The sequence below is a fragment of the Streptomyces sp. NPDC059718 genome (assembly GCF_042733315.1).
In the GTDB taxonomy this organism is placed as follows: Bacteria; Actinomycetota; Actinomycetes; order Streptomycetales; family Streptomycetaceae; genus Actinacidiphila.
Window position 1 is genome coordinate 37,797 of the sequence record NZ_JBHWGA010000022.1, and the last position, 21,982, is coordinate 59,778.

The 21,982-nt window shown below is 72.5% G+C and carries 20 protein-coding genes; 6 read left to right on the top strand and 14 right to left on the bottom strand.

The window, feature by feature from the left end:
* Positions 1–104: 104 nt before the first annotated feature.
* Positions 105–1,112: a LacI family DNA-binding transcriptional regulator gene (locus ACFV3E_RS24340; RefSeq protein ID WP_354796787.1), complete on the bottom strand. Its 1,008-nt coding sequence runs from the start codon at positions 1,110–1,112 to the stop codon at positions 105–107.
* Between the two features lie 338 nt (positions 1,113–1,450).
* Between ACFV3E_RS24340 and ACFV3E_RS24345 the strand changes: the two genes are divergently transcribed.
* The 3 genes from ACFV3E_RS24345 to ACFV3E_RS24355 all read left to right on the top strand — a co-directional run bounded on the left by ACFV3E_RS24345 (position 1,451) and on the right by ACFV3E_RS24355 (position 3,667).
* Positions 1,451–2,122, top strand: coding sequence for a DUF6082 family protein (locus ACFV3E_RS24345; protein ID WP_500536544.1), 672 nt, complete (start codon positions 1,451–1,453; stop codon positions 2,120–2,122).
* Positions 2,123–2,426: 304 nt separating this feature from the next.
* Complete coding sequence (locus ACFV3E_RS24350; protein ID WP_500536673.1) at positions 2,427–2,615, top strand: hypothetical protein; 189 nt, start codon at positions 2,427–2,429, stop codon at positions 2,613–2,615.
* 146 nt (positions 2,616–2,761) lie between these two features.
* Complete coding sequence (locus ACFV3E_RS24355; RefSeq protein WP_500536545.1) at positions 2,762–3,667, top strand: ferredoxin family protein; 906 nt, start codon at positions 2,762–2,764, stop codon at positions 3,665–3,667.
* On the opposite strand, the gene ACFV3E_RS24360 is transcribed toward ACFV3E_RS24355, so the two are convergent.
* The 3 genes from ACFV3E_RS24360 to ACFV3E_RS24370 are packed head-to-tail and all read right to left on the bottom strand — an operon-like array spanning position 3,634 to position 6,402.
* Entirely contained in the window at positions 3,634–4,671 is a 1,038-nt protein-coding gene (locus ACFV3E_RS24360) for an ABC transporter substrate-binding protein (protein WP_500536546.1), read from the bottom strand. The genes ACFV3E_RS24355 and ACFV3E_RS24360 overlap by 34 nt on opposite strands.
* 47 nt (positions 4,672–4,718) lie before the next feature.
* On the bottom strand, positions 4,719–5,597 hold the full coding sequence (locus tag ACFV3E_RS24365; protein ID WP_500365647.1) for an ABC transporter permease: 879 nt from the start codon (positions 5,595–5,597) through the stop codon (positions 4,719–4,721).
* Complete coding sequence (locus ACFV3E_RS24370) at positions 5,587–6,402, bottom strand: ABC transporter ATP-binding protein (RefSeq protein ID WP_500536547.1); 816 nt, start codon at positions 6,400–6,402, stop codon at positions 5,587–5,589. Before ACFV3E_RS24370 ends, ACFV3E_RS24365 begins: the two co-directional genes overlap by 11 nt.
* Positions 6,403–6,633: 231 nt before the next feature.
* Between ACFV3E_RS24370 and ACFV3E_RS24375 the strand changes: the two genes are divergently transcribed.
* Both ACFV3E_RS24375 and ACFV3E_RS24380 read left to right on the top strand, forming a co-directional pair.
* Positions 6,634–8,262: an ATP-binding protein gene (locus tag ACFV3E_RS24375; protein WP_500536548.1), complete on the top strand. Its 1,629-nt coding sequence runs from the start codon at positions 6,634–6,636 to the stop codon at positions 8,260–8,262.
* Entirely contained in the window at positions 8,259–8,951 is a 693-nt protein-coding gene (locus ACFV3E_RS24380) for a response regulator (protein ID WP_500365653.1), read from the top strand. Before ACFV3E_RS24375 ends, ACFV3E_RS24380 begins: the two co-directional genes overlap by 4 nt.
* A 6-nt stretch (positions 8,952–8,957) precedes the next feature.
* Here ACFV3E_RS24380 and ACFV3E_RS24385 read toward each other — a convergent pair whose 3' ends face one another.
* From ACFV3E_RS24385 to ACFV3E_RS24425, 9 genes are all read right to left on the bottom strand, one after another.
* Positions 8,958–9,707 (bottom strand): IclR family transcriptional regulator, encoded by a 750-nt coding sequence (locus ACFV3E_RS24385; protein ID WP_500365655.1) that lies wholly within the window; start codon positions 9,705–9,707, stop codon positions 8,958–8,960.
* Between the two features lie 17 nt (positions 9,708–9,724).
* Entirely contained in the window at positions 9,725–11,362 is a 1,638-nt protein-coding gene (locus ACFV3E_RS24390; protein ID WP_500536549.1) for a thiamine pyrophosphate-binding protein, read from the bottom strand.
* A gap of 14 nt (positions 11,363–11,376) precedes the next feature.
* On the bottom strand, positions 11,377–12,141 hold the full coding sequence (locus ACFV3E_RS24395) for an SDR family NAD(P)-dependent oxidoreductase (protein ID WP_500536550.1): 765 nt from the start codon (positions 12,139–12,141) through the stop codon (positions 11,377–11,379).
* Between the two features lie 12 nt (positions 12,142–12,153).
* Positions 12,154–13,710, bottom strand: coding sequence for a sugar ABC transporter ATP-binding protein (locus tag ACFV3E_RS24400; RefSeq protein WP_500536551.1), 1,557 nt, complete (start codon positions 13,708–13,710; stop codon positions 12,154–12,156).
* A 1-nt stretch (position 13,711) separates the two neighbouring features.
* On the bottom strand, positions 13,712–14,812 hold the full coding sequence (locus ACFV3E_RS24405; RefSeq protein WP_500536552.1) for a sugar ABC transporter substrate-binding protein: 1,101 nt from the start codon (positions 14,810–14,812) through the stop codon (positions 13,712–13,714).
* 27 nt (positions 14,813–14,839) lie between these two features.
* Complete coding sequence (locus ACFV3E_RS24410) at positions 14,840–15,802, bottom strand: ABC transporter permease (protein ID WP_500536553.1); 963 nt, start codon at positions 15,800–15,802, stop codon at positions 14,840–14,842.
* 65 nt (positions 15,803–15,867) lie between these two features.
* A complete protein-coding gene (locus ACFV3E_RS24415; protein WP_500365668.1) occupies positions 15,868–17,475 on the bottom strand; it encodes a monocarboxylic acid transporter in 1,608 nt (535 codons plus the stop codon).
* Positions 17,472–17,921, bottom strand: a complete 450-nt coding sequence (locus ACFV3E_RS24420) for a DUF485 domain-containing protein (protein ID WP_500536554.1) — start codon at positions 17,919–17,921, stop codon at positions 17,472–17,474. The genes ACFV3E_RS24415 and ACFV3E_RS24420 overlap by 4 nt, the downstream gene beginning before the upstream one ends.
* A gap of 189 nt (positions 17,922–18,110) precedes the next feature.
* Positions 18,111–20,240: a DNA gyrase/topoisomerase IV subunit B gene (locus tag ACFV3E_RS24425; protein ID WP_500536555.1), complete on the bottom strand. Its 2,130-nt coding sequence runs from the start codon at positions 20,238–20,240 to the stop codon at positions 18,111–18,113.
* Positions 20,241–20,663: 423 nt separating this feature from the next.
* Between ACFV3E_RS24425 and ACFV3E_RS24430 the strand changes: the two genes are divergently transcribed.
* The gene (locus tag ACFV3E_RS24430) at positions 20,664–20,894 is read left to right on the top strand and encodes a DUF7455 domain-containing protein (RefSeq protein WP_499514468.1); all 231 of its coding nucleotides are present in this window, start codon (positions 20,664–20,666) and stop codon (positions 20,892–20,894) included.
* Positions 20,895–20,971: 77 nt separating this feature from the next.
* Here ACFV3E_RS24430 and ACFV3E_RS24435 read toward each other — a convergent pair whose 3' ends face one another.
* The gene (locus tag ACFV3E_RS24435) at positions 20,972–21,832 is read right to left on the bottom strand and encodes a S1 family serine peptidase (protein ID WP_500536556.1); all 861 of its coding nucleotides are present in this window, start codon (positions 21,830–21,832) and stop codon (positions 20,972–20,974) included.
* Positions 21,833–21,982: the final 150 nt, after the last annotated feature.

A 21,982-nucleotide genomic window follows, 5' to 3' on the forward strand; every position in this document is an offset into this window, starting at 1 on the left:
GGCCCGCCACCCCCGGCCAGGGCGCGGTAACCCCCCGCCCCCACCCGCGCCCGGGGTGGTACCGCCCCCGACGCACCCCCCGGCCCCGCGGGGCGCGCGGCCGCTCAGCCGCGCACGGGCCCCGTCGTCCCGCGGACGACCAGCTCGGGCTCGTACAGCAGCTCGTCGGAGGCCACCTGCTTGCCCGCGATCTTCAGCGCGAGCAGCTCGACGGCGGTGCGGCCCATCGCCTCGATGGGCTGCCGCACCGTGGTCAGCGGCGGGTCGGTGCAGGTCATGAACGCCGAGTCGTCGTAACCGACCACGGAGACGTCCCCGGGCACGGACAGCCCCAGCCGGCGCGCCGCCCGCACCGCGCCGAGCGCCATCGGGTCGTTGGCGCAGATGATCCCGGTGACCCCGCGCTCCCAGAGCTTGGCGGCCGCGGCCTGGCCGCCCTCCAGCGTGAACATCGCCCGCCCGACGTGCTCGTCGGGCAGCGACCCGCCGCCCGCGGCGGCCGCGGCCCGCGCCGCGGTCAGCTTGCGCCGCGACGGCATGTGGTCGGTGGGCCCGAGCAGCAGGCCGATCCGCTCGTGGCCCAGCGAGGACAGGTGCCGCCAGGCCTGCTCCACGGCGACCGCGTCGTCGCACGACACCCTCGGGAAACCGAGGTCCTCTATCGCGGCGTTGATCAGCACCACCGGCAGGTTCCGCTCGGCCAGCAGGCGGTAGTGGTCGTGCGGCGCGTCCGCCTGCGCGTACAGGCCGCCGGCGAAGACCACGCCGGAGACGTGCTGCTGCAGCAGGAGCGAGACGTAGTCCGCCTCCGACACCCCGCCCGCGGTCTGCGTGCACAGCACCGGCGTCAGGCCCTGCTGGGCCAGGGCCGCCCCCACGATGTCTGCGAAGGCCGGGAAGATCGGGTTCTGCAGCTCCGGCAGCACCAGCCCGACCAGCCGGGCCCGGTTCCCCCGCAACTGCGTCGGCCGCTCGTACCCCAGCACGTCCAGCGCCGTGAGCACCGCCTGCCGGGTGCCCTCCGACACCCCCGGCTTCCCGTTCAGCACACGGCTGACGGTGGCCTCACTGACCCCGACCTTCTTCGCTACTTCGGCAAGCCGTCGCGTCATGAGCGCAAGCATACGACATGACATGCAAGTGGTTTGCGCTCTTGCGCAAGACCGTTGGGGCGCCCGGCACCCGGCGGTGCCGCCGTGGCGTCAGGGACCGAAGCGTCGCCTCACCCTCAACCTGGGCCAATACAGCGCCCACCTGTCCTGAATAGCGCGCTTCACGACCGTTCCCTGCGGGTAACACTCATTCGACGGCGGGTGCCGGACCCGTGCGTCCCTGCGTGCTTCTCACCTCTCCGAGGCAGTCGACCAGAGCCGCTCGCACCTGCCCGGAGCTTCGTTTCTTCGGGCTGCGGCCGCCATGACGGGCGGGCGTGCGCCGATCGGGGGGTCACATGGCGCGTTCCAGAGAGGTGGGCGGAATCGCCGCCCTGCTGGTCATCGGGGTCACCGCCGTCCTGCTGCTCACGGCCGCCGTCGCCGTGGCCCTGGGCAAGCTCATGGTGGCCCTCGCCTCCCCCTCGGGCCCCGGCCAGGACTCCGCCGCGTCCACCTTCATGGCCGCCAACGCCGCCTTCTCGGGGCTGGCACTGGCGGCGGTGCTCGTGACGTTCGGCGTGCAGCAGCGGAAGGCCCGCCATCACCGGCGGGAGTTATCGCTGCAGCGCCGCGAACTCGCGCGTACGCACGCCCAGTTGTACCGCAGCGCCGAGGCGCACGTCCGGGCGGTGCACGTCGAACTGCTCAAGATCGCCATCGAGAACCCGGAACTCATGGCCGTCTGGCCCGGTTTCGAATCCGTCCCGGTCGAGCGCGGCCGGGAGTTGCTCTACACGAACCTCGTCTTCGCCCAGCACCTGCTCGCCTTCCGGCTGGACAACGCGTCGCCTTCGGAGATGCGGGGGCACCTGCGGGTGCTCGTGCGGAGTGCCAAGTTCCGGGACTACTGGGAGTTCAGCCGCCCCCACCGGGCCCTCCTCGACCCCGACGGCGACGAAGTGCAGTTCGGGAGGCTCGTCGACGTGGCGATCACGGAGTACGAACAACGCAATTCCATACAACCGTAGCGACAGCATCGGCCGGGCAGGCCGACAACGGCGGCCATCTCCGGACAGCTCTGCGATTTGTTGCGCAGCAGTCACTCGAATGCCGTAACTTCACAGCTCCCCGGGCGCGTTCCCAGCGACCGGGCCAAAATGTGTGCCATTTTGACTGCTACAACTTTTGCCCCATTCATACATAAATCGCATCGCTGAACCGCGGGCGGTCCACGTGCGATCACTTCCTCCGGTGACCAGCCTCGGGGAGGCTGTAAGGAGTGTTCGCGTGATCGTACGGCGTCTCGGCGTGTCCCCTCGCTTGCGCGGAAGCATGAGCGGGTCGACATGCCCCGACATCTTCGAACTGAGCGACGGACGATTCGCCGTCATCGGGACTGACATGACAAGCGAGCTCGACGGCGCACTCCCTTCGGATGCCGGGCGCGCGGACGACGAGCGGATCGTCGTGATCACCCGCGAAACCCTGGTGCGGGCAAAGGCCGACATCCCGGACCTCTGACCTGCGCAGACGCCACTCGACGGCCTCCCCCGCAGCGCTGCTGCCGGGGAGGCCTCGTCGTATCACGGTGACCCCCGCACAGAGGACCGCTCCGAACGGGAGGGGCGGGAGAGCCGGGGGTGGTGCCGAAGGTTAGGCTTACCTTCATGAGCACCTGCACCTCCGCGTCCAGCTCACTGGCGGAGCCCGTCGCCGCGACGGCGGCCACCGCGCGGACCTGGCTGCTGCTGGAGCAGCCGGGGCCGTGGGGTCCCAAGGCGCTGACCGGGAGCCATCTGGATCCGCGGGTGGGCAGGGCGCTGGAGCGGGCCGCGGCCGGGACCGGGGTGCGGGTCGGGCTGATCCGGCGGCCCGGGCGGCACGCGGACCGGCATGACGTGCGGCGGCGCGCGGCGTACGTGGCGCACACCGTGCCGGGTGGCTCCTGGGTGCGGGACGCGGTCGTGGAGGACCCGGCCGCGCTGCTGGGCCTGGACTTCGAGGCGCTGGGCCGCGGCGACCACCGCGGCTTCGGGATGCCGTACGAGGGCGACCCGCTCGCCCTCGTCTGCACCAACGGCAAGCGCGACCGCTGCTGCGCCCTCAACGGCCGTCCGCTCGCCGCGGAGCTGGCCGCCTCGGGGCTCGGTGAGGTGTGGGAGGTGACCCACCTGGGCGGGCACCGGTTCTCCCCGACGATGCTGGTGCTGCCGTACGGCTACGCCTACGCCCGGGTCGACGCCGCGCTGGCCCGGCAGGTGCTGGCGGCCGCCCGCGAGGGCGGCATGGTGCTGGAGGGCTGCCGCGGACGTTCCGCGTGGGAGCGTCCGGGCCAGGCCGCCGAACTGGCCGTGCGGCGGCTGACCGGCGAGCTGACCGCCGAGGCACTGACCGTGGACGGTGAGCACGGCACCCGCGTGCGTCACCGCGACGGCCGGGCCTGGGACGTCGAGGTGACGCCGGTCGCGGCGGAGCCGCCCCGGCCCGAGAGCTGCGGGGCGGCCCTGGGGGCGCCGCTGCGGATGGAGATCAGCGGGATTCAGCCGGCGTTCTTGACGAACTGCGTGGTGTAGGTCTTGCCCAGGTCCACCTGGGCGTTCTGCAGGTTGGGGTTGAAGGCCTTCAGGACCCGCTCCACCGTCTCGGGTCCGCCCTCGGGCATCACGCCGTCCTTGGTGAACATCGGCAGCGTGCTCTCGATCGCCTTGACGTAGAGCTCCTGCCCGCCGCCCTGCGCGTAGTCGGCGGGCATCTTCGCGGCGATCTCCGCGGCGCTGTGCGCGGACATCCAGCGGAGCGTCTTCACGAAGGCGTTGGCGAGCTTCTGCACCGTCTCCTTGTGGCTGTCCACCCACTCCGTCTGCATGTAGAGGCTGGAGGACGGGTAGAGCCCGCCGAGCGCCTGCCGCGAGCCCTCCGGCGTGCGCATGTCGATGAGCACCTTGCCGAGCCCCTTGTCCAAGATCGTGGCCACGGTCGGGTCCGTGGTCATGCCGCCCTGGATCGAGCCCTGCTCCATCGCGGAGATGAAGGTCTGGCCGGCGCCGACCGCGACCGGGGTGAACTCGCTGGTCTTCACGCCGTTGCTGACGGCCAGGTACTTGGTGAGGAAGTCCGTGGACGAGCCGATGCCGGTCACGCCCAGCTTCCTGCCCTTGAAGTCCTCGGCGCCGGTGAGGTCGCCGGCCGCCGCGTTGGAGACGATCTCCACCTCGCCGGGCGCCTGCGAGAACTGCACCACGGACTCCACCTGCTTGCCCTTCACCTGCAGGTCGAGCGTGTGGTCGTAGAAGCCGACGGTGCCCTGCACGTCGCCGGAGACGAGCGCGGTCTCGGCCTGTACGCCGGCCGGCTCGGTGAGCAGTTCGACGTCCAGTCCCTCGGCCTTGAAGTAGCCGAGCCGCTCGGTGAGCATCGCGGGCAGGTAGATGACCTTGTCCAGGCCACCGACCATGATCTTGACCTTGTCGACCTTGCCGCCGGAGGCGGAGGCGGAGTCGCCGCCGCACGCGGTGAGCGTGGTGAGGGCGACGGCGGAGGCGGCGACGGCGGCCGCGGCCCTGAGGGTTGCGCGCATCTGGTTCACGTCCTTGTGAAGGGGGGTGGCGGGAGGCGGTGGAGGGGTCAGCGGGCGGAGCCTGCCTCGCCCGGCTTCCAGCGGAAGAGCCGCTTCTCCAGGAAGGTCAGCAGGCCCTCGGCGAGCAGCGCGACGACCGCCAGGATCGCCATCGCGGCGTACACGCCGGCCGAGTTGAAGGTGCCCTGGGAGGCGGCGACCAGCAGGCCCAGGCCCTTGGTGGCGCCGATGTACTCGCCGACGATGGCGCCGATGAGGGCGAAGCCGAAGCTCACGTGGAGGCTGGTGAAGATCCACGAGGTGGCCGAGGGGATGACGACCTGGAAGGTGACCTGACGGTCGCGGGCGCCCAGGATGCGGGAGTTGGCGACCAGGTTGCGGTCGACCTCGCGGGCGCCCTGGAAGGCGTTGAAGAAGACCGGGAAGAAGACCAGGACGACGGCGGAGGCCACCTTGGAGGCCGGGCCGAGTCCGAACCAGATCAGGAAGATCGGCGCGAGCACGATCCGCGGCAGCGCGTTGAGCACCTTGATGTACGGGCCGAGCACGTCGGCGAGGAAACGGATCCGCCCGAGGGCGATGCCGAGCACCACGCCCGCGACGACGCCGATGACCCAGCCGAGCAGGGCCTCGTAGAGCGTGTACCAGATCTGCTCCCACAGGGTGCCCTGCGCGGTGCCGTCCACGGCCCAGGTGCGGATCTGCTCCCAGATCCTGGAGGGCATCGAGAAGTGGAAGGGGTCGACGGCCCCGGCCCTGGCCAGCCACTCCCACAGCCCGAGGACGGCGACCAGGAGCAGCACGCGGCTGCCGTGGACGAGGTAACTCCGGTTGCGGGCGGCACGGGCGCGCGAGCGCGCGCGGTCGGTGCCCACGGGGTCCTTCGTGACGGCGGCCGAGGGGGCCGCCACGGTCTCAGGCGACATCGGCCGCACCCCTCTCGCGGGTGATGCGGACCTCTTCGCCGAGCGAGGCCCAGATCTCCCGGTAGATCTCGATGAACCGCGGCTCCAGCCGCACGGACTCGACCTGGCGCGGGCGCGGCAGGTCGATCTCGAAGACCTCCTTGACCGTGGCCGGTCCGGCGGTCATGACGACGACCTTGTCGGCGAGCGCGATGGACTCCTCCAGGTCGTGGGTGACGAAGACGACCGAGGCGCCCGTGCCGGACCACAGCTCCAGCAGCTCGTCGGACATCAGCGCGCGGGTCTGCACGTCGAGCGCGGAGAAGGGCTCGTCCATGAGCAGGATCTCGGGGTCGTTGACGAAGGTGGCGGCGAGCGCGACGCGCTTGCGCTGGCCGCCCGACAGCTGGTGCGGGTAGCGGTCCTCGAAGGCGGACAGGCCGACGCGGGCGAGCCACTCGCGGGCCCGCTCCCTGGCCTCGGCCTTGGACACGCCGCGGAAGCGGGGGCCGGCCATGACGTTGGACAGCACGGTCCGCCAGGGGAAGACGGCGTCCTGCTGGAAGACGTAGCCGACCTTGTCGCCGATGCCGCGCACGGGCTCGCCGGCGACCAGCACCTCGCCCTCGGTGGGCTCCTCCAGCCCGCTGACCAGGGTCAGGGTCGTGGACTTGCCGCAGCCGGTCGGGCCCACGACGGCCACGAACTCCCCGCGGCCGATGGTCAGGTCCAGGTCGCGGACGGCGGTGTGGAGGGCCCCGGACGGGGTCCGGAACGCCTTGCTCGCTCCCCGCAGTTCGATGGCGGGGCCGGTCTGTGTGCTCATGCGCCGGGACGCTAGGCGTGGCCCGGGCCACGGCGGCACCCTTGCGGTCACAACTCCGCCTTGTGCCCACAACCCCCTGTTCTGCTCGTTTTGCTCGCGCTACAACAACGAAAGGGCCACGAGGGCTGGGCAGCGGACCCCGGCCGCGTTTACGTTGCGTTCACAGCCGGGCAAACGGACGAGCGAATTCCGCAAGGGCGCGGAACACCGGGAAGGACAGGGGTGACGTAGATGCGCATCCGCTGGCCCCGCCGCGTCTTCGCCCAGGTGCTGCTCGTCCAGGTGGTCCTCACCACCGGCGTCATCACCCTGGCCACCGGGCTGTTCCTCGCCCCGCTCAGCTCCCAGCTGGACCAGCAGGCGATGCGGCAGGCGCTGTCGATCGCCCAGACCACCGCCGCGACCCCGGGTCTCGCCCACGACCTGGTCACCACGCGCCCGAGCGTCACCGGGCCGGTGCAGGAGGAGGCCGAGCGGATCCGCCGTGCCACCGGCGCCCTGTACATCGTCGTCATGGACACCCGCGGTGTGCGCTGGTCGCACACGGACGTCGCCCAGATCGGCCGGCACGTCTCCACCGACCCCAGCGTGGCCCTGTCGGGGCGCGAGATCATGCAGATCGACCGGGGCACCCTCGGGCGTTCCGCGCGCGCCAAGGTGCCGCTGCACGGGGCCGACGGGAGGATCGTGGGCGCCGTGTCGGTGGGCATCGCCTACGACAGCGTGCGGGAGCGGCTGCTCGCCACGGTGCCGGTGCTGCTGCTGTACGCGGGAGCGGCGCTCGCGGTCGGCGTCCTCGCGGCGCTGCTGGTGTCGCGGCGGCTGCAGCGCAGGACGCACGGGCTCGCCTTCGCCGACATCTCCGCGCTGCTCGACGAGCGCGAGGCGATGCTGCACGGCATCCGCGAGGGCGTCATCGCCCTGGACGCCCAGGGACGGGTGCGGCTGCTCAACGACGAGGCGCAACGGCTGCTCGGCCTCGGCCCGGACGCCGCGGGCCGCGCCCTGGACGAGGTGCTGCCCCCCGGGCGGACGACCGACGTGCTGACCGGCCGGGTCGCGGGCACCGACCTGCTCACCGTCAGCGGGGCACGGGTGCTGGTCGCCAACCGGATGCCGACCGGGGACGGCGGGGCGGTGGCCACCCTGCGGGACCGCACCGAACTGGAGCGGCTGGGGCGGGAGCTGGACAGCACGCACGGCCTGCTGGACGCGTTGCGCGCCCAGGACCACGAGCACGCCAACCGCCTGCACACCCTGCTCGGGCTGCTCGAACTCGGCCTGTACGACGAGGCGGTGGACTTCGTCGGCGAGGTCGCCGACGCCCAGCGGGCCTCCGCGGAGCAGGTCGCGGAACGGGTCAGGGACCCGCTGGTGTCCGCCCTGCTGGTCGGCAAGTCGGCGATCGCGGCGGAGCGGGGGGTGGCCCTGTCGGTCTCCCCCGTCACCCTGCTCCCGGACCGGGTCGTGGACCCGCGGGACCTGGTCACCGTGCTCGGCAACCTCATCGACAACGCCCTGGACGCGGCGGGTTCGCTCGTCGAGGTGGAGCTGCGTGCCGAGGGCACGACGGTCGTGCTGCGGGTGTCCGACGACGGTCCCGGCGTACCGCCCGAGGCCCGTGAGCAGATCTTCGCCGAGGGCTGGACGACGAAGCGGTCCCCGGCCCACCGCGGCCGCGGGCTCGGCCTCGCGCTCGTGCGGCGGCTCGCCGAACGGTACGGCGGCATGGCCCGGGTGACCGCCCGCGCGGGCGGCGGCGCGGTCTTCACCGTCGTCCTGCCCGAGGCACTGGCCGGCGCGGAACTCACCTCGGCCGCGTCCGCGGTGTCCGGGGCATCCGCGGGGGGAGCACGATGATCGACGTCATGGTCGTGGACGACGACTTCCGCGTCGCGGAGATCAACGCGGCGTACGTCGCCAGGGTCCCCGGGTTCCGGGTGACCGCCCGCGCCCACACCGCGGCCCAGGCGCTGGCGACGCTGGAGCGCATGCACGTCGACCTCGTCCTGCTCGACCACTACCTGCCGGACGAGACCGGCCTCACCCTGGTGCGGCGCATGCGGCAGCTCGGCCACAGCGCGGACGTGATCATGGTGACGGCCGCGCGCGACGTGGCGACCGTGCAGGCGGCGATGCGCTTCGGCGCGCTGCAGTACCTGGTCAAGCCGTTCAGCTTCGCCGGGTTGCGCGCCAAGCTGGACGCCTACGCGGCGCTGCGCCGCACGCTCGACGGCGTCGGCGGGCGCGGCGAGGCAGGCCAGGAGCAGGTGGACCGCATCTTCGGCGCGCTGCGCACGGCCGGCGCGGCGCCGGCGGACCTGCCCAAGGGGCACTCGGCACCCACCGCCGACCTGGTGCGCAAGGTCCTCACCGAGGCCGCGGAGCCGCTCTCCGCCCACGAGGTCGCCGCACGCGCGGGCATCAGCCGCTCCACCGCGCAGCGCTACCTGAAGTTCCTGGAGCGCGAGGGCCGGATCAGCCTCACCCTCAAGTACGGCGACACCGGCCGCCCCGAGCACCGGTACGCGTGGGCGCGGACCGGCTGACCCGGTTCACCGGCGGGCGAGTTCATGGCTCAGCGCCCGCGCCGCCGCGCACACCACGGGCGCGACGCGGTCCGGCCGCAGCCCCCGCGTGGCGCCGGTGACGGAGACGGCGGCGACGGGGAAGGCACGCGGGCCCAGCCGCGGCCCGTAGACGGGGGCGGCGACGGCGGAGACGCCGACCTCGGCCTCCTCCCAGTTCACGGCGTAGCCGCGGGCCCGGGTGCGGACGAGGTCCTGCTGGAGCAGCCGCGGCACGACGATGGTCCGCGGGGTGCGACGGCGCAGTCCGCCGCCGAGCACCGCGGCCAGCCCGGGCGGGGTCCCGTAGGCGAGCAGCGCCTTGCCGGTGGCGGTGCAGTAGGCGGGCAGGCGGCCGCCGACCCGGGAGATGATCTGCATGGAGCGGCGGCCGGTGAGCTTCTCCAGGAAGACGGTGTCGGCGCCGTCGACGACGGCGAGGTGCACGTTCTCGTGGGTGGCCTCGTACAGCTCCTCCATGAACGGCAGCGCCGCCTCGCGCAGCCGCCGGTGCGGCACCCGCTGGCCCAGTTCGAAGAGGGCGAGGCCGAGCCGGTAGCCGTCCGTCCCGCGCTCCACAAGGCCGACGGCGGTCAGTTCGGCGAGCAGCCGGTGCACGGTCGACTTGGGCAGGCCGGTGCGGGCGGCGAGTTCGCCGAGCGGGATCCCGTCCTCCCCCGCGGCGAAGGCGCCGAGCAGCGCGGCCCCGCGCGCCAGCATCGACCGGCTCTCCGTCACGGTCGCATCCTCGGCGCTCATGAGTGCCCCCGCAAGGGCACCTCGACCAGGAGCGGGCCGTCGAGCCCGCGCACCGCCGCGACGGTCCGCGCCAGTTCCTCCGTCCCGTCCGCACGGACCGCGGGGATGCCGAAGAAGCGTGCGGCCAGCCGCCAGTCGAGCTCGCCCAGGTCGAGGCCGGGGTGGGGGACGGAGGGGCTGCCGCCACGGGTGTCGAGGGTGTTCTTCAGGGTGCGGTACTCGCCGTTGGCCATCACCACGAACAGGACCGGCACCCGGTGGTGCGCCGCGCTCCACAGCCCCTGCAGCCCGAACATCGCGCAACCGTCCCCCAGCACGGCCACCACCGGGCGTCCGGGCGCGCCGAGACGGTGGCCGACGGCCGCGCCGATGCCCCAGCCCAGGCCCCCGCCGACCGTGTGGACGAAGCCGCCCGGCCGGTCCCGGCGCAGCACGCCACGCAGGTGCACCCCCACGGTGATCGACTCCTCGACGAGCACCGCCTCCTCCGGCAGCGCGGTGGCCAGGGCGTGCGCGGCGGCGAGCGGGTCGACCGGGGCACGGTGCCGCGCCGACCGGGCCCGCAGGTCGAGCCGGTCCCGCGCCTCGGCGTGGCGGGCGCCCGCCTCCCGTATCCGCTCGCGGGCGGTGTCCTGCGGGACCAGCCGGGCCAGGTGGCCGGCGAGCGCGGCCAGTGAGGAGTCCAGCGGCCCGGTGAGGCCCAGGGCGACGGGGAAGTTGCGGCCCGGTTCTGCCGGGTCGGCGTCGATCTGCACGACCGTCAGGTGCTCGGGGACGGGCGGGCCGGGACTGTAGTGGTGCGGGGTGAAGGCCCGGCAGCCGGCGATGAGCAGCGCGTCGTGGCCCTTCAACCGCTCGTGGATGCGGGCGTTGACGGGCGGCAGCGGTCCGGCGTACAGCGGGTGGGAGCCGGGGAAGTCCAGGTGGTCGTTCATCGGCTGGTGGTAGGTGACCGCGCCGAGCGCCTCGGCTACCCGTACCAACGCCGCGACCGCCCCGTCCCTGCCGACCCCGTCACCGGCGACGACCGCGGGCCGTCCGGCGGCGGCCAGCAGGGCCGCCGCCCGGTCGAGCCCGCCGGCCGGCCCGGGCGGCGCGAGGGGGGAGCGTGCGGGGACCTCCACGGAGGCGGCGTCCTCGAGGACGTCCATCGGCACGGAGACGAACACCGGGCCCTGCGGCGGCTGCCGGGCCAGCGCGAAGGCACGGCGCAGCACGAGCGGCAGGTCCTCGGGGCGGTGCACCTCCTCGGCCCTTTTGGCCGCTCCGGAGGCGAGGGCGACCAGGTCCCCGGCGAGCATGGGGTCCTGGAGCAGGTGGCGCCGGTCCTGCTGGCCCGCCATGACGACCAGCGGGGTGCGGGAGCGCCGGGCGTTGAGCATCCCGATCAGGCCGTTGGCGGTGCCGGCGGCGATGTGCAGGCTGGCGAAGGCCGGACGGCGGGTGGCCCGGGCGTAGCCGTCGGCCATGGCGACGACCGAGCCCTCCTGGACCCCGAGGACGTACTCGGGCGGGGCGCCGGGCCCGGACAGCGCCTCCAGGAAGGGGAGTTCGGTGGTGCCCGGGTTGCCGAAGACCCGGTCCACCCCTTCGTCGGCGAGGATCTCCAGCAGGGCCCGCAGGGCGGTCGTCATGGCGGGGACGCCTCTCATACGCTCATGCCGCCGTCGACCGCGACGGTGGCTCCGGTGGTGAAGCTCGCGTCGTCGCCCGCGAGGTGGAGCACGGTGCGGGCGATCTCCTCGGGTGCCGCGTGCCGGCCGAGGGGGATCATCGCGTCGAACGCCCTGGCCGCGTGCTCGGAAGGCTGCCCGGTGGCGGCGGTCTCGATGCGCCGCATGAACGGGGTGTCGGTGGGGCCCGGGTGGATGGTGTTGACGCGGATGCCGCGGGCGGCGCACTCGCGTGCCGCGACGCGCATCAGCCCGACCTGGGCGTGCTTGGCGGCCGCGTAGCCGCTGATGCCGGGGTCTGCGGTGAGTCCGGCGACGCTGGAGTTGATGATCACGGAGGCACCGGGCCCCAGGTGCGGGAGGGTGTGCTTGAGCAGGAGGAAGGCTCCGACGACGTGGACCTCGAGGACCCGCCGGAAGACCTCCTCCGGGTAGTCCTCGACGGCCGCGACCTCACCGGTGATCCCGGCGTTGCTGAAGACGACGTCGAGGCGGCCGAAGCGGGCGAGGCCCTCGGCGACGGCGGCGGCCACCGCCGTGGCGTCGGTGACGTCGACGACGCCGGTGGAGCAGCGGCCGGCGCCGAACTCGGCCGCGGCGGCGCGCAGTGCGGCGGCGTCGAGGCCGAGCAGGTGGACCTGCGCGCCCTCGGCGACGAAGAGCCGCGCGGTGGCCAGGCCGATGCCGCTCTCGCCGCCGCTGATCAGGGCGACCTTGCCGTCGAGGCGTCCTGGTGCCATGGGGTCCCCTTGTCAGTCGTCCGTGGTTCCGGGGCCGCCGCCCGGGGCGGGCTCCGGTCCGGTGGGGCCGGCGTTCATGGCGACGCCCAGTGCGTACTCGGTCAGGGCCGCGCCGGACAGCTCCCGCGCGATCCTGCCGCGGTGGAGGACCAGCACCCGGTCACAGATTTCGGCCAGTTCGGCGAGGTCGGTGGAGGCCACGAGGACGGTCGTGCCCGCGGCCCTGAGTTCGCCGACGATCGCGTGCATCTCGGCGCGGGCGCCGACGTCCACGCCCCGGGTCGGGTCGTCGAGGACGACGACGCGGGGCTCGATGTCGAGCCACTTGGCGAAGACGACCTTCTGCTGGTTGCCGCCCGAGAGCGCGCCGACCGGTGTGTGGGGCGTGCCCTGGAGCCGCAGGCGCCGTGCGTGGGCGAGGGCCCGTGCGAAGTGACGGGAGCGGCGCAGCCAGGGCGAGCCGTCGCCGCGGGCGAGCCAGGAGGCGGCGCAGGTGTTCTCCCAGACCGTGCGGTCGAGCATGAGCCCGTACCGTTTGCGGTCGCCGGGCACGAAGGCGACCCCGGCCGCGACGGCACGGCGCACGTCACGGGGCGGCGGTCCGCCGCCGGGGAGGGTGACCAGGCCCGCAGTGGGCCGGGCGCGGCCGCAGACGATGTCGAGGACGGTGAGGTGCCCCGCACCCTGCAGACCCGTGAAGCCCGTGACCTCGCCCGCGGCCGCCTCGAAGCTGACTTCGCGCAGGCTTCCCGCGGCACTGACCCGCGTGAAGCCGAGCCCGTCCGCCGACGGCGCGGCGGCCGACGGCCGGGGATCCGCCCTGGCCGGCGGTGGGGTGTCGCCGAGCATCGCGGCGACGAGGGAGTCCAGCGACACCTCGCCGACGGGGGCGCCGCGCATCACCGTACGGCCGTCGCGCAGGACGCTGATCCGGTCGGCCAGTCGCCGCACCTCCTCCAGGAAGTGCGAGATGTAGAGCACGGCGAGGCCCCCGCCGACGAGCCGGCGGATCACCGCGAAGAGCCGCTCGACGGCGTCGACGGGCAGGGCGGAGGTCGGCTCGTCGAGGACGAGGACGCGCGGGCACCCCAGCAGGGCCCGGCTGATCTCGACGAGCTGCCGGTCGGCGAGGTCGAGGCGGCCGAGCGGGGTGTCCCAGGGGACGTCGGCCAGCCCGAGGGCCGTGAGGACCTCGCGGGCCCCGTCCCGGGCGCGCGAGGGCGAGGTCAGTCCGGCCCGTCGCGGAGGCCCGTAGGGGTAGAGGTTCTCCAGCACGGTCAGGTCGGGGAAGAGGCTGAGCTCCTGCGCGACGACGGCGATCCCGGCGGCCGCGGCCTGCCGTGCGCCCGCGTACGGCGGCGGCGCGCCCTCCACCTCGACCGTGCCGGCGTCGGGGCGCTCGATCCCCAGCAGCAGTCGGACGAGGGTGGATTTCCCGGCGCCGTTCTCGCCGACGAGGGCGTGCACCTCGCCGGCGGACAGGGCGATGCCCGCCCCGTCGAGGGCGGTGACGCCCCCGTAGGACTTCACCAGGTCGGCGGCGGCGAGGACGGGGGTCACGGCGGCCATGTCAACGCTCGTCCCGCAGGGGCTTCATGTGCGCGTCCCGGTGGGCGAGCAGGTCGTCGATCTGCGGCTTGTACCAGCGGTAGGCGGCCTCGCTGCTCTTCTGGCGCGCGATGATCCCGTCGACGTTGGAGGAGTCGACGACGAGGCTGGGCATCCGGAACCAGCCCTCGGGCAGCTCGCCGCCCTTCCTGACCGTGTCGATGAGGACGGCGGTGGCGACGTAGCCCTTGAGGAAGTGCTCGGGGTCGACGGTGCAGAAGTTGGCCCCGCTCTTGACGTACTCGAGGGTCTTCACGTCCACGTCGGCGCCCGCGACCAGGTACGCGCCCTTCTCCTTGGTCTTGATCCGGCCGAGGTTGTAGCTGTCCGCGTCGCCGACGCCGAGGAAGGCCAGGGCCCCGGGGTTGGCGTGCACCTGGGCGAGCCAGGCACCGTGGTTCTGGGCCGGGTCGCTGTAGGTCTGGAAGGGGCCGAGCACCTTGATGCCGGGGGCCTTGGCGGCGAAGGTCTCCCGGATGCCCTCGGCCCGGCTGTCGAGGACGGGCGTGCCGGGGTTGGGGACACCGACGACGACCGTGCCGGCGGGGTCGGCGGGGAGGCGTTTGAGGGCCTCCTCGGCGAGTTTGGCGCCCATCTCGTAGTTGTCGTTGCCGACGTAGAACGTCACCTTGGAGCCGTCCAGCGGGGCGGTGTCGAGGGCGACGACCAGGACGCCCCGGTCGACGGCCTGAGCGGCGGGGCGGACGAAGATCGGCGGGTCCAGGTTCTCCAGGACGACGCCGTCCTTCGCGGTCGTGGTGAGGTTCTGGAACAGCTGGGCCTCGGCCGGGCCGTCGGTGTTGGGCGGGCCGACCGCCGTGAAGTCCACGCCCCCGGCCCGCGCGGCTGCCGCCTTGGCGCCGTTCACCATCTCCGCGGCGAAGTTGAGGCTGATGTTGGCGACGGCGATGCCCATGTGCAGGGTTCCGTCGCCCTTGCCGTCGCGGCCTCCCTCGTCGCCGCACCCGGGCAGGAGGGCCGCGGCGGGCACCACCGCCCCGGCCAGCAGGAGGGAACGCCGGGTGGGACGGTGGGCCTGCCGGGGGTGCGGGACGTACGCCATGGTGGCCTCCGGAGCGGTGACGGGGCATCAGGTGTGGCGGCCGCGGAAACGGCGCAGTGCGCTGTCGGCGGCGACGGCGGCGAGGATCACCGCTCCGGTCGCGAACGTCGTCCAGTTGATCGGTACGTCGAAGAACACCAGGGCGGACGCCACGACGGCCAGGATCAGCGCGCCGATCACCGCCCCCGGCACGGAGCCGCGGCCGCCCGCGAGCGGGGTGCCGCCGATGATCGCCGCGGCGATCGCGCTCAGCTCGTACCCCTGGCCGATGGTCGGGTCCCCGGAGATGAAGAAGGCCAGGGCCAGGACGGCCGCAAGACCGGCCGTCGACGCGGACAGCGCCATGGCCTTGATCCGCGTCCGTACGATCGGCAGCCCGGTGAACAGCGCCGCGTCCGGGTTGGAACCGACCGCCCTGACCTGTGCCCCGAAGCGGGTGCGGGTGAGCAGCACGGTGAGCGCCGCCGTCGTGGCGAGCAGCACCCACACCGCGGTCGGCAGGCCACCGACGTCACCGCCCACGACCTGGAAGAAGGCGTGGTCCTGCGGCATCCCGCTGATCTGCCTGCCGTCGGCCAGAGCGAGGCCGATGCCGCGGAAGAGCATGGCGGTGGCGAGGGTGACGATGAACGTCGGCAGCCCCACGTACGTCGCCACGATCGCGTTGCCCGCCCCGAGCAGCGCCGACAGCACCAGCACCGCAGCGGCCGCCGCCCAGGGGGACCAGCCGTCGCGGATGCAGACCGCGCCGACGGTCACGCCGAGCGCGTAGACCCCGCCGACTGACAGGTCGACCTCGCGCATGGCGAGGGCGAAGACCATGCCGGCCGCCATCAGCCCCACGTAGCAGGCGTTGTGGGCGGTCCCGGTCAGGTTGGACCGCGTCAGGAAGTCGGGCTCGGCGATGCCCACGACGAGCACCAGCAGGACCAGTACCGCTGCCACGCCCGTCTCGTCGCGCAGCAGCCAGCGCACACGGCTCGATGGCATGCCGCACAGCCTGGAGGCGCCGCGGGCCCGCGGCAATCGATGCGTTCCGCCAGGCGGAACGGGTGTCACACCGCTCCGGCCCCGGTGAGCGAACGGACCTCGACCTCGGCGAACTTGTCCTCGTCGGCGCGCTCGCGGGACAGGACCGTGCCCAGCCAGCCCGCCGCGAAGCCCAGCGGGATGGACACCAGGCCCGGGTTCTCCAGCGGGAAGTACTGGAAGTCCACGCCCGGGAACAGCGACTGCGGGCTGCCCGACACCACCGGGGACAGGACCACCAGCACGACCGCCGGGACGAGACCCCCGTAGATCGCCCAGACCGTGCCGCGGGTCGTGAACCTCCGCCAGAACAGCGTGTACAGCAGCGCGGGCAGGTTGGCGGACGCGGCCACCGCGAACGCGAGCCCCACCAGGAAGGCCACGTTCTGGCCCTGCGCGAACAGGCTCAGCGCGATGGCCACCCCGCCGATGCAGACGGCGGCCACCCGGGCCACCCGCACGTCCTGGTTCTCCCGGCGCCTGCCGCCCGGTGCGGTCCTTCGACGGCGCAGCGTGGCGTGGAGGTCGTGGGCGACCGAGGCGGACGAGGCGAGCGTGATACCGGCGACGACGGCCAGGATCGTGGCGAACGCGACCGCCCCGACGACCGCGAAGAGAACCGTTCCACCGGTGGAGCCCGCTCCCCCGCCCAGGTCGAGGGCGAGCAGCGGCACCGCCGTGTTCCCGGCGGCGTTGGACGCGCGCACGGTGTTCGAGCCGACCAGCGCCGCCGCGCCGAAGCCCAGCACGATCGTCATCAGGTAGAAGCCGCCGATGAGCCCGATCGCCCAGACCACGGAACGCCGCGCCGAGCGGGCCGTGGGCACGGTGTAGAAGCGCGACAGGATGTGCGGCAGCCCGGCGGTGCCCAGGACGAGGGCGAGGCCGAGGCTGATGAAGTCCAGCCGGTCGGTCCAGCTCTGCCCGTACAGCCTTCCGGGGGCGAGGAACTCCCGGCCCTGGCCGCTGCCGTCGGCGGCCGAGCGCAGCAGCGCTCCGAGGTCGCCGTGGAAGCGAAGGAGGACCAGGACGGTGAGGGTGATCGTGCCGCCCATGAGGAGCACGGTCTTGACGATCTGGATCCAGGTCGTGGCGCGCATGCCGCCGAAGGCGACGTAGAAGACCATGAGCGCGCCGACGCCGATGACGGTCCAGGTGCGGGCGGCCGACCCCTGACCGCCGAGCAGGAGGGAGACCAGGCTCCCGGCGCCGACCATCTGCGCGACCAGGTAGAGCACGGAGACGGTGACCGCGGAGGTGCCCGCGGCGATCCGGACCGGGCGCTGGCGCATACGGGCGGTGAGGACGTCGGCGAGGGTGTAGCGGCCGCAGTTGCGGACCAGCTCGGCGACGAGCAGCAGCACGAACAGCCAGGCGACGAGGAAGCCGACGGAATAGAGCATGCCGTCGTAGCCGAAGAGCGCGATGAGCCCCGAGATGCCGAGGAAGGAGGCGGCGGACATGTAGTCGCCGGCGATGGCGAATCCGTTCTCCAGCGGGGAGAAGAGACGGCCGCCGGCGAAGAACTCCACGGACGAGCTGCGCCGTCGGCCGGCCCAGGCCGTGATCGCCAGGGTGACGGAGACGAAGACGGTGAAGAGGACCAGCGCCAGGCCCTGGTGGTTGCCGGTCACCGCATCCGCTCCTGGGTGTCCCAGCGCAGGTCGAGGGCGGCCCGGTCCCGGCGCAGCCGGGCGTGCCGGGCGTAGGCCCAGGTCAGGAGGAAGGTCGTGGCGAACTGGGCGAGGCCCAGGACCATGGCCACGTTGAACTCGCCGGCCAGCGGCCGGGCCATCAGCCGCGGCGCGGCCGTCGCCAGGACGAGGTAGAGCAGGTACCAGGCGAGGAAGGCGGCGGCTGCCGGGAAGACGAACCGCCGGTACCGGGAACGCACCTCCTGGAAGGGGCCGCTGGCCTGCACCTCGCGGTACACCCGGGCGTGCGCGTCGGCCGGGCGGGCCTGCGACGGGAGGGAGACCGGCGGTGGCTCGGGGCCCTCCCACTCCCCCGCGGCCAGGACGTCGTACCAGGGGTCGTCCACCCACAGCCCTCCGGTTTCCGCCCGGTCGTGCTCTTTCACGAACTCTCCTCGCCTCACGGGCCGATCGGCCGTGCGCCCAAGCATGGACATTGCGGGAAGATCCGGGAGCCCCCAAGCAGAAACCTTCACCTCATCGGGTGATGGTGCCCCACCCCTGGGGGTGGGGAAGCTCCGGCGCCCTCCACGGGTGGGTGACCGTGGAGGGCGCCGGCACAAGGAACCGGTCCGTCAGGCGTCGATCCGCGAACGGTCGAGCGTGGCGGCGGAGTTGGCGATGAACTCGCGGCGCGGCGCGACCTCGTTGCCCATCAGCAGGTCGAAGGCGAGCTCCGCGCCTTCCAGGTCGCTGATGTTGATCCGGCGCAGGGTGCGGTGGCGCGGGTCCATCGTGGTCTCGGCCAGCTGGTCGGCGTCCATCTCGCCGAGACCCTTGTAGCGCTGGATGGAGTCCTTGTAGCGGATGCCCTTGCGCTCGAACTCCAGCAGCGTCTCGCGCAGCTCCCGGTCGGAGTACGTGTAGACGTACTTGTCCTGGCCCTTGCGGGGGTTGGTCAGCTCGACCCGGTGCAGGGGCGGCACGGCGGCGAAGACCCGGCCGGCCTCGACCATGGGCCGCATGTAGCGCTGGAAGAGCGTCAGCAGCAGACAGCGGATGTGGCTGCCGTCGACGTCGGCGTCCGTCATCATGATGATCTTGCCGTAGCGGGCCTGGTCGATGTCGAAGGTGCGGCCCGAGCCTGCTCCTATGACCTGGATGATGGCGCCGCACTCGGCGTTCTTCAGCATGTCCGTGACCGAGGACTTCTGGACGTTGAGGATCTTGCCCCGGATCGGGAGCAGCGCCTGGAACTCGGAGTTGCGCGCGAGCTTGGCCGTGCCCAGGGCCGAGTCACCCTCGACGATGAAGAGTTCGCTGCGGTCCACGTCGTCGCTGCGGCAGTCTGCCAGCTTGGCCGGCAGCGACGAGGACTCCAGCGCGGTCTTCCGGCGCTGCGCGTCCTTGTGCTGCCGGGCGGCGATCCGGGTGCGGGCCGCGGCGACGGCCTTCTCCAGGACGGCGCGGGCCTGCTGCTTGTCGTCCCGCTTGGTGGAGGTGAGGAACGCCTTGAGCTCGCGGGACACCACGTTGGCCACGATGCGGTTGGCCGCCGAGGTGCCCAGCACCTCCTTGGTCTGGCCCTCGAACTGCGGCTCGGCGAGCCGGACCGTGACGACCGCCGTCATGCCCTCCAGGGCGTCGTCCTTGACGATGTCGTCCTCGGCGACGCGCAGCAGCTTGGTGGCGCGCAGGACCTCGTTGAACGTCCTGGTGACGGCTCCCTCGAAGCCGCGCACATGGGTGCCGCCCTTGGGGGTGGCGATGATGTTCACGAAGGAGCGCAGCGTGCTGTCGTAGCCGGTGCCCCAGCGCAGGGCGACGTCGACGCCGAGCTCGCGGGTGACCTCGGTCGGGGTCATGTGGCCGAGGTCGTCGAGGACCGGGACGGTCTCCTTGAAGGTGCCGCTGCCGGTCAGCCGCAGCACGTCGCAGATCGGCTTGTCCGGGGTGAGGTACTCGGCGAACTCGCTGATGCCGCCGTCGAAGCGGAAGGTGTCCTCGACCGGCTTCCCGTCCTCCGAGCCGTTGTCGGGGCGCTCGTCGCGGACGACGATCGTGAGCCCGGGGACCAGGAACGCGGTCTGGCGGGCGCGCTGGTGGAGCGTGTCCAGGGAGAGCTTGGCGTCCTTGAGGAAGATCTGACGATCCGCCCAGTAGCGGACGCGGGTGCCGGTGCGGGCCCGCGGCACCTTCTTGACCTTGTCCAGCCCGTTGCCCGGCTCGAAGGCCGCCTCGGGGCCGACCTTGGCGAAACTGCCGGGGACGCCGCGGCGGAAGCTGATCGCGTGCGTGTGGCCGCCGCGGTCGACCTCGACGTCCAGCCGGGCGGAGAGCGCGTTGACGACGGAGGCGCCGACACCGTGCAGACCGCCGGAGGCGGCGTAGGAGCCGCCGCCGAACTTGCCGCCGGCGTGCAGCTTGGTCATGACGACCTCGACGCCGGACAGACCGGTCTTGGGCTCGACGTCGACGGGGATGCCGCGGCCGTTGTCCCGCACCTCGACGGAGGCGTCGCCGTGGAGGACGACCTCGATGTGGTCGCAGTGGCCGCCCAGGGCCTCGTCCACCGAGTTGTCGATGATCTCCCACAGGCAGTGCATGAGGCCGCGGCTGTCGGTGGAACCGATGTACATGCCGGGGCGCTTGCGGACCGCTTCGAGGCCCTCGAGCACGAGCAGGTGTCGCGCGGTGTAGTTGGAGCCGTCACGATCTGCACCGGTCAGCAACGCGGTGGACGGCACGGATGTTTCGGCGGTCACGCGAACGTCTCCTCATGAAGTTCTTCAGCCGTATCGGTGAGAGGGTACCGAGGTCACGCGCGGCCGTTTCGCCGCGACCCGGTACGGGCATCATGCTAGCCCTTTTTCGAAGGTACGTTCGATCCCTCGTTTGAGTGATACACATGTCACGTTCCCCTGGAGGCATGAACCATTTAGGCTCGGGGCACGTCCTCCTCAACAACCGGCTTCCGGGCCGGGGGGACACAACCGAACAATCTGACCAGATCTGCCAGAACGACCCGAAGCCGACAGATAAGACGCCAGAGGATCTTTCGCCGCCAATCGGTAGCATCCGGCCGCTACAACGACAGTTTCCAAGGAAAAGACCTGAGCGGGAACAGTTTGGGCCTGGTTGGATGTTGACCCTGGTACGACAGCTCGTCGAGCTAGAGAAGAGGCGACGTGACTACAGTTCTGACCCCCGCGAGCCCGCTGACGGCGGCGGACCGCTGCGACCGTTGCGGCGCCCAGGCCTACCTGCGCGTCGTACTCATCAGTGGCGGCGAGCTGCTCTTCTGCGCGCACCACGGGCGTAAGTTCGAGCCCGAATTGAAGAAGATCGCTACGGAGATACAGGACGAGACCGGTCGGCTCACCGCCACCCCGGCCGTCGCGGCCGAAGACGAACGCTGACGCGTAGCACTGCGACGAGCTCTCACGACGGGCGGCCCCCCTTGCGGGAGGCCGCCCGTCGGCTTGTCCGCCGCACGTCACAAAGAGTGCTGGCCGACCAGTCCCGCCACCGCCGAGACCCGGGTGTACACACCGGGATGCCCCGCCTGGGCGCATCCCGCGCCCCAGGACACCAGCCCTATCAGCCGGCCCTCCGCCACCAGCGGACCGCCGCTGTCCCCCTGGCACGAGTCGTGCCCGCCGGCCAGGTCGCCGGCGCAGACCATGCCGCTCTTCTGGTACTTGCCTTCGACACTGCCCGGATAGGCCTGCTCACAGACCGAGTCGGCGAGCACCGAGACGTTCGCCGCCATCAGGACGTTCGAGTACGTCCCCAGGCCCGCGGTGTCCCCCCAGCCGAAGACCTGCGCCGGCGTGCCCGCCTCGTAGGAGCTCACGTCCCCCGGTGCCGCCATGCGTATCGCGCTTCCCGCGGGGAACGGCTCCGTGGTCGTGACGACCGCCACGTCGCCGCTGTTGGTCGTGGGGTCGTACGCGGGGTTGACCCAGACATTACGGACCGCCACCTCCCGGCCGTCGGAACCGGCGAGGTCCGTCCGCCCCGCGATGATGCGCAGGTCGGGCACCTGGCCCCAGTCCCCGCCCAGTGCGGTAGGACTGAAGCAGTGCGCGGCGCTGACCACCGTGTTCGGCCCGACGAGCGCTCCGCCGCAGAACTGCCCCGAGCGACCCGTTCCGTAGCGGGACCGGCTCGACAGGACCACCGCCCACGGGTGCTGCTCCGTGGTGACCGGTGTGCCACCTATGACACCGTTGTCGGCGCCCGGGGCGCCGGGGGCGTACTCCACCGCCGCGGCGGTGGCGGAAGCCGGTAGCGACAGCGCGAGCGCGGACCCGGCTATGAGCCCGCCGATCAGCGTGCTGACCGAGGAACGCATGCATTCTCCTCACCCTCCGGAATGCCCAGAACACCCACAGTGACGTGACGGAACGGGAGCCGCATCCGGAGAACTGTCCGGAAAAGCCGACGGGCCCGCGGCCGCCGTGGCGGTCGCGGGCCCGTCCGGGCGTCCTGCCTGATCAGTCCA

Bases quoted from the DNA above. Each gene is read 5' to 3' on its own strand.
- ACFV3E_RS24365 (WP_500365647.1), bottom strand. From the start codon at position 5,597: ATGTCGCCTGAGACCGTGGCGGCCCCCTCGGCCGCCGTCACGAAGGAC.
- ACFV3E_RS24375 (WP_500536548.1), top strand. From the start codon at position 6,634: ATGCGCATCCGCTGGCCCCGCCGCGTCTTCGCCCAGGTGCTGCTCGTC.
- ACFV3E_RS24410 (WP_500536553.1), bottom strand. From the start codon at position 15,802: ATGCCATCGAGCCGTGTGCGCTGGCTGCTGCGCGACGAGACGGGCGTG.
- ACFV3E_RS24405 (WP_500536552.1), bottom strand. From the start codon at position 14,812: ATGGCGTACGTCCCGCACCCCCGGCAGGCCCACCGTCCCACCCGGCGT.
- ACFV3E_RS24435 (WP_500536556.1), bottom strand. From the start codon at position 21,832: ATGCGTTCCTCGGTCAGCACGCTGATCGGCGGGCTCATAGCCGGGTCC.
- ACFV3E_RS24345 (WP_500536544.1), top strand. From the start codon at position 1,451: ATGGCGCGTTCCAGAGAGGTGGGCGGAATCGCCGCCCTGCTGGTCATC.
- ACFV3E_RS24355 (WP_500536545.1), top strand. From the start codon at position 2,762: ATGAGCACCTGCACCTCCGCGTCCAGCTCACTGGCGGAGCCCGTCGCC.
- ACFV3E_RS24395 (WP_500536550.1), bottom strand. From the start codon at position 12,141: ATGGCACCAGGACGCCTCGACGGCAAGGTCGCCCTGATCAGCGGCGGC.
- ACFV3E_RS24400 (WP_500536551.1), bottom strand. From the start codon at position 13,710: ATGGCCGCCGTGACCCCCGTCCTCGCCGCCGCCGACCTGGTGAAGTCC.
- ACFV3E_RS24350 (WP_500536673.1), top strand. From the start codon at position 2,427: ATGAGCGGGTCGACATGCCCCGACATCTTCGAACTGAGCGACGGACGA.
- ACFV3E_RS24380 (WP_500365653.1), top strand. From the start codon at position 8,259: ATGATCGACGTCATGGTCGTGGACGACGACTTCCGCGTCGCGGAGATC.
- ACFV3E_RS24340 (WP_354796787.1), bottom strand. From the start codon at position 1,112: ATGACGCGACGGCTTGCCGAAGTAGCGAAGAAGGTCGGGGTCAGTGAG.
- ACFV3E_RS24390 (WP_500536549.1), bottom strand. From the start codon at position 11,362: ATGACGACCGCCCTGCGGGCCCTGCTGGAGATCCTCGCCGACGAAGGG.
- ACFV3E_RS24370 (WP_500536547.1), bottom strand. From the start codon at position 6,402: ATGAGCACACAGACCGGCCCCGCCATCGAACTGCGGGGAGCGAGCAAG.
- ACFV3E_RS24360 (WP_500536546.1), bottom strand. From the start codon at position 4,671: ATGCGCGCAACCCTCAGGGCCGCGGCCGCCGTCGCCGCCTCCGCCGTC.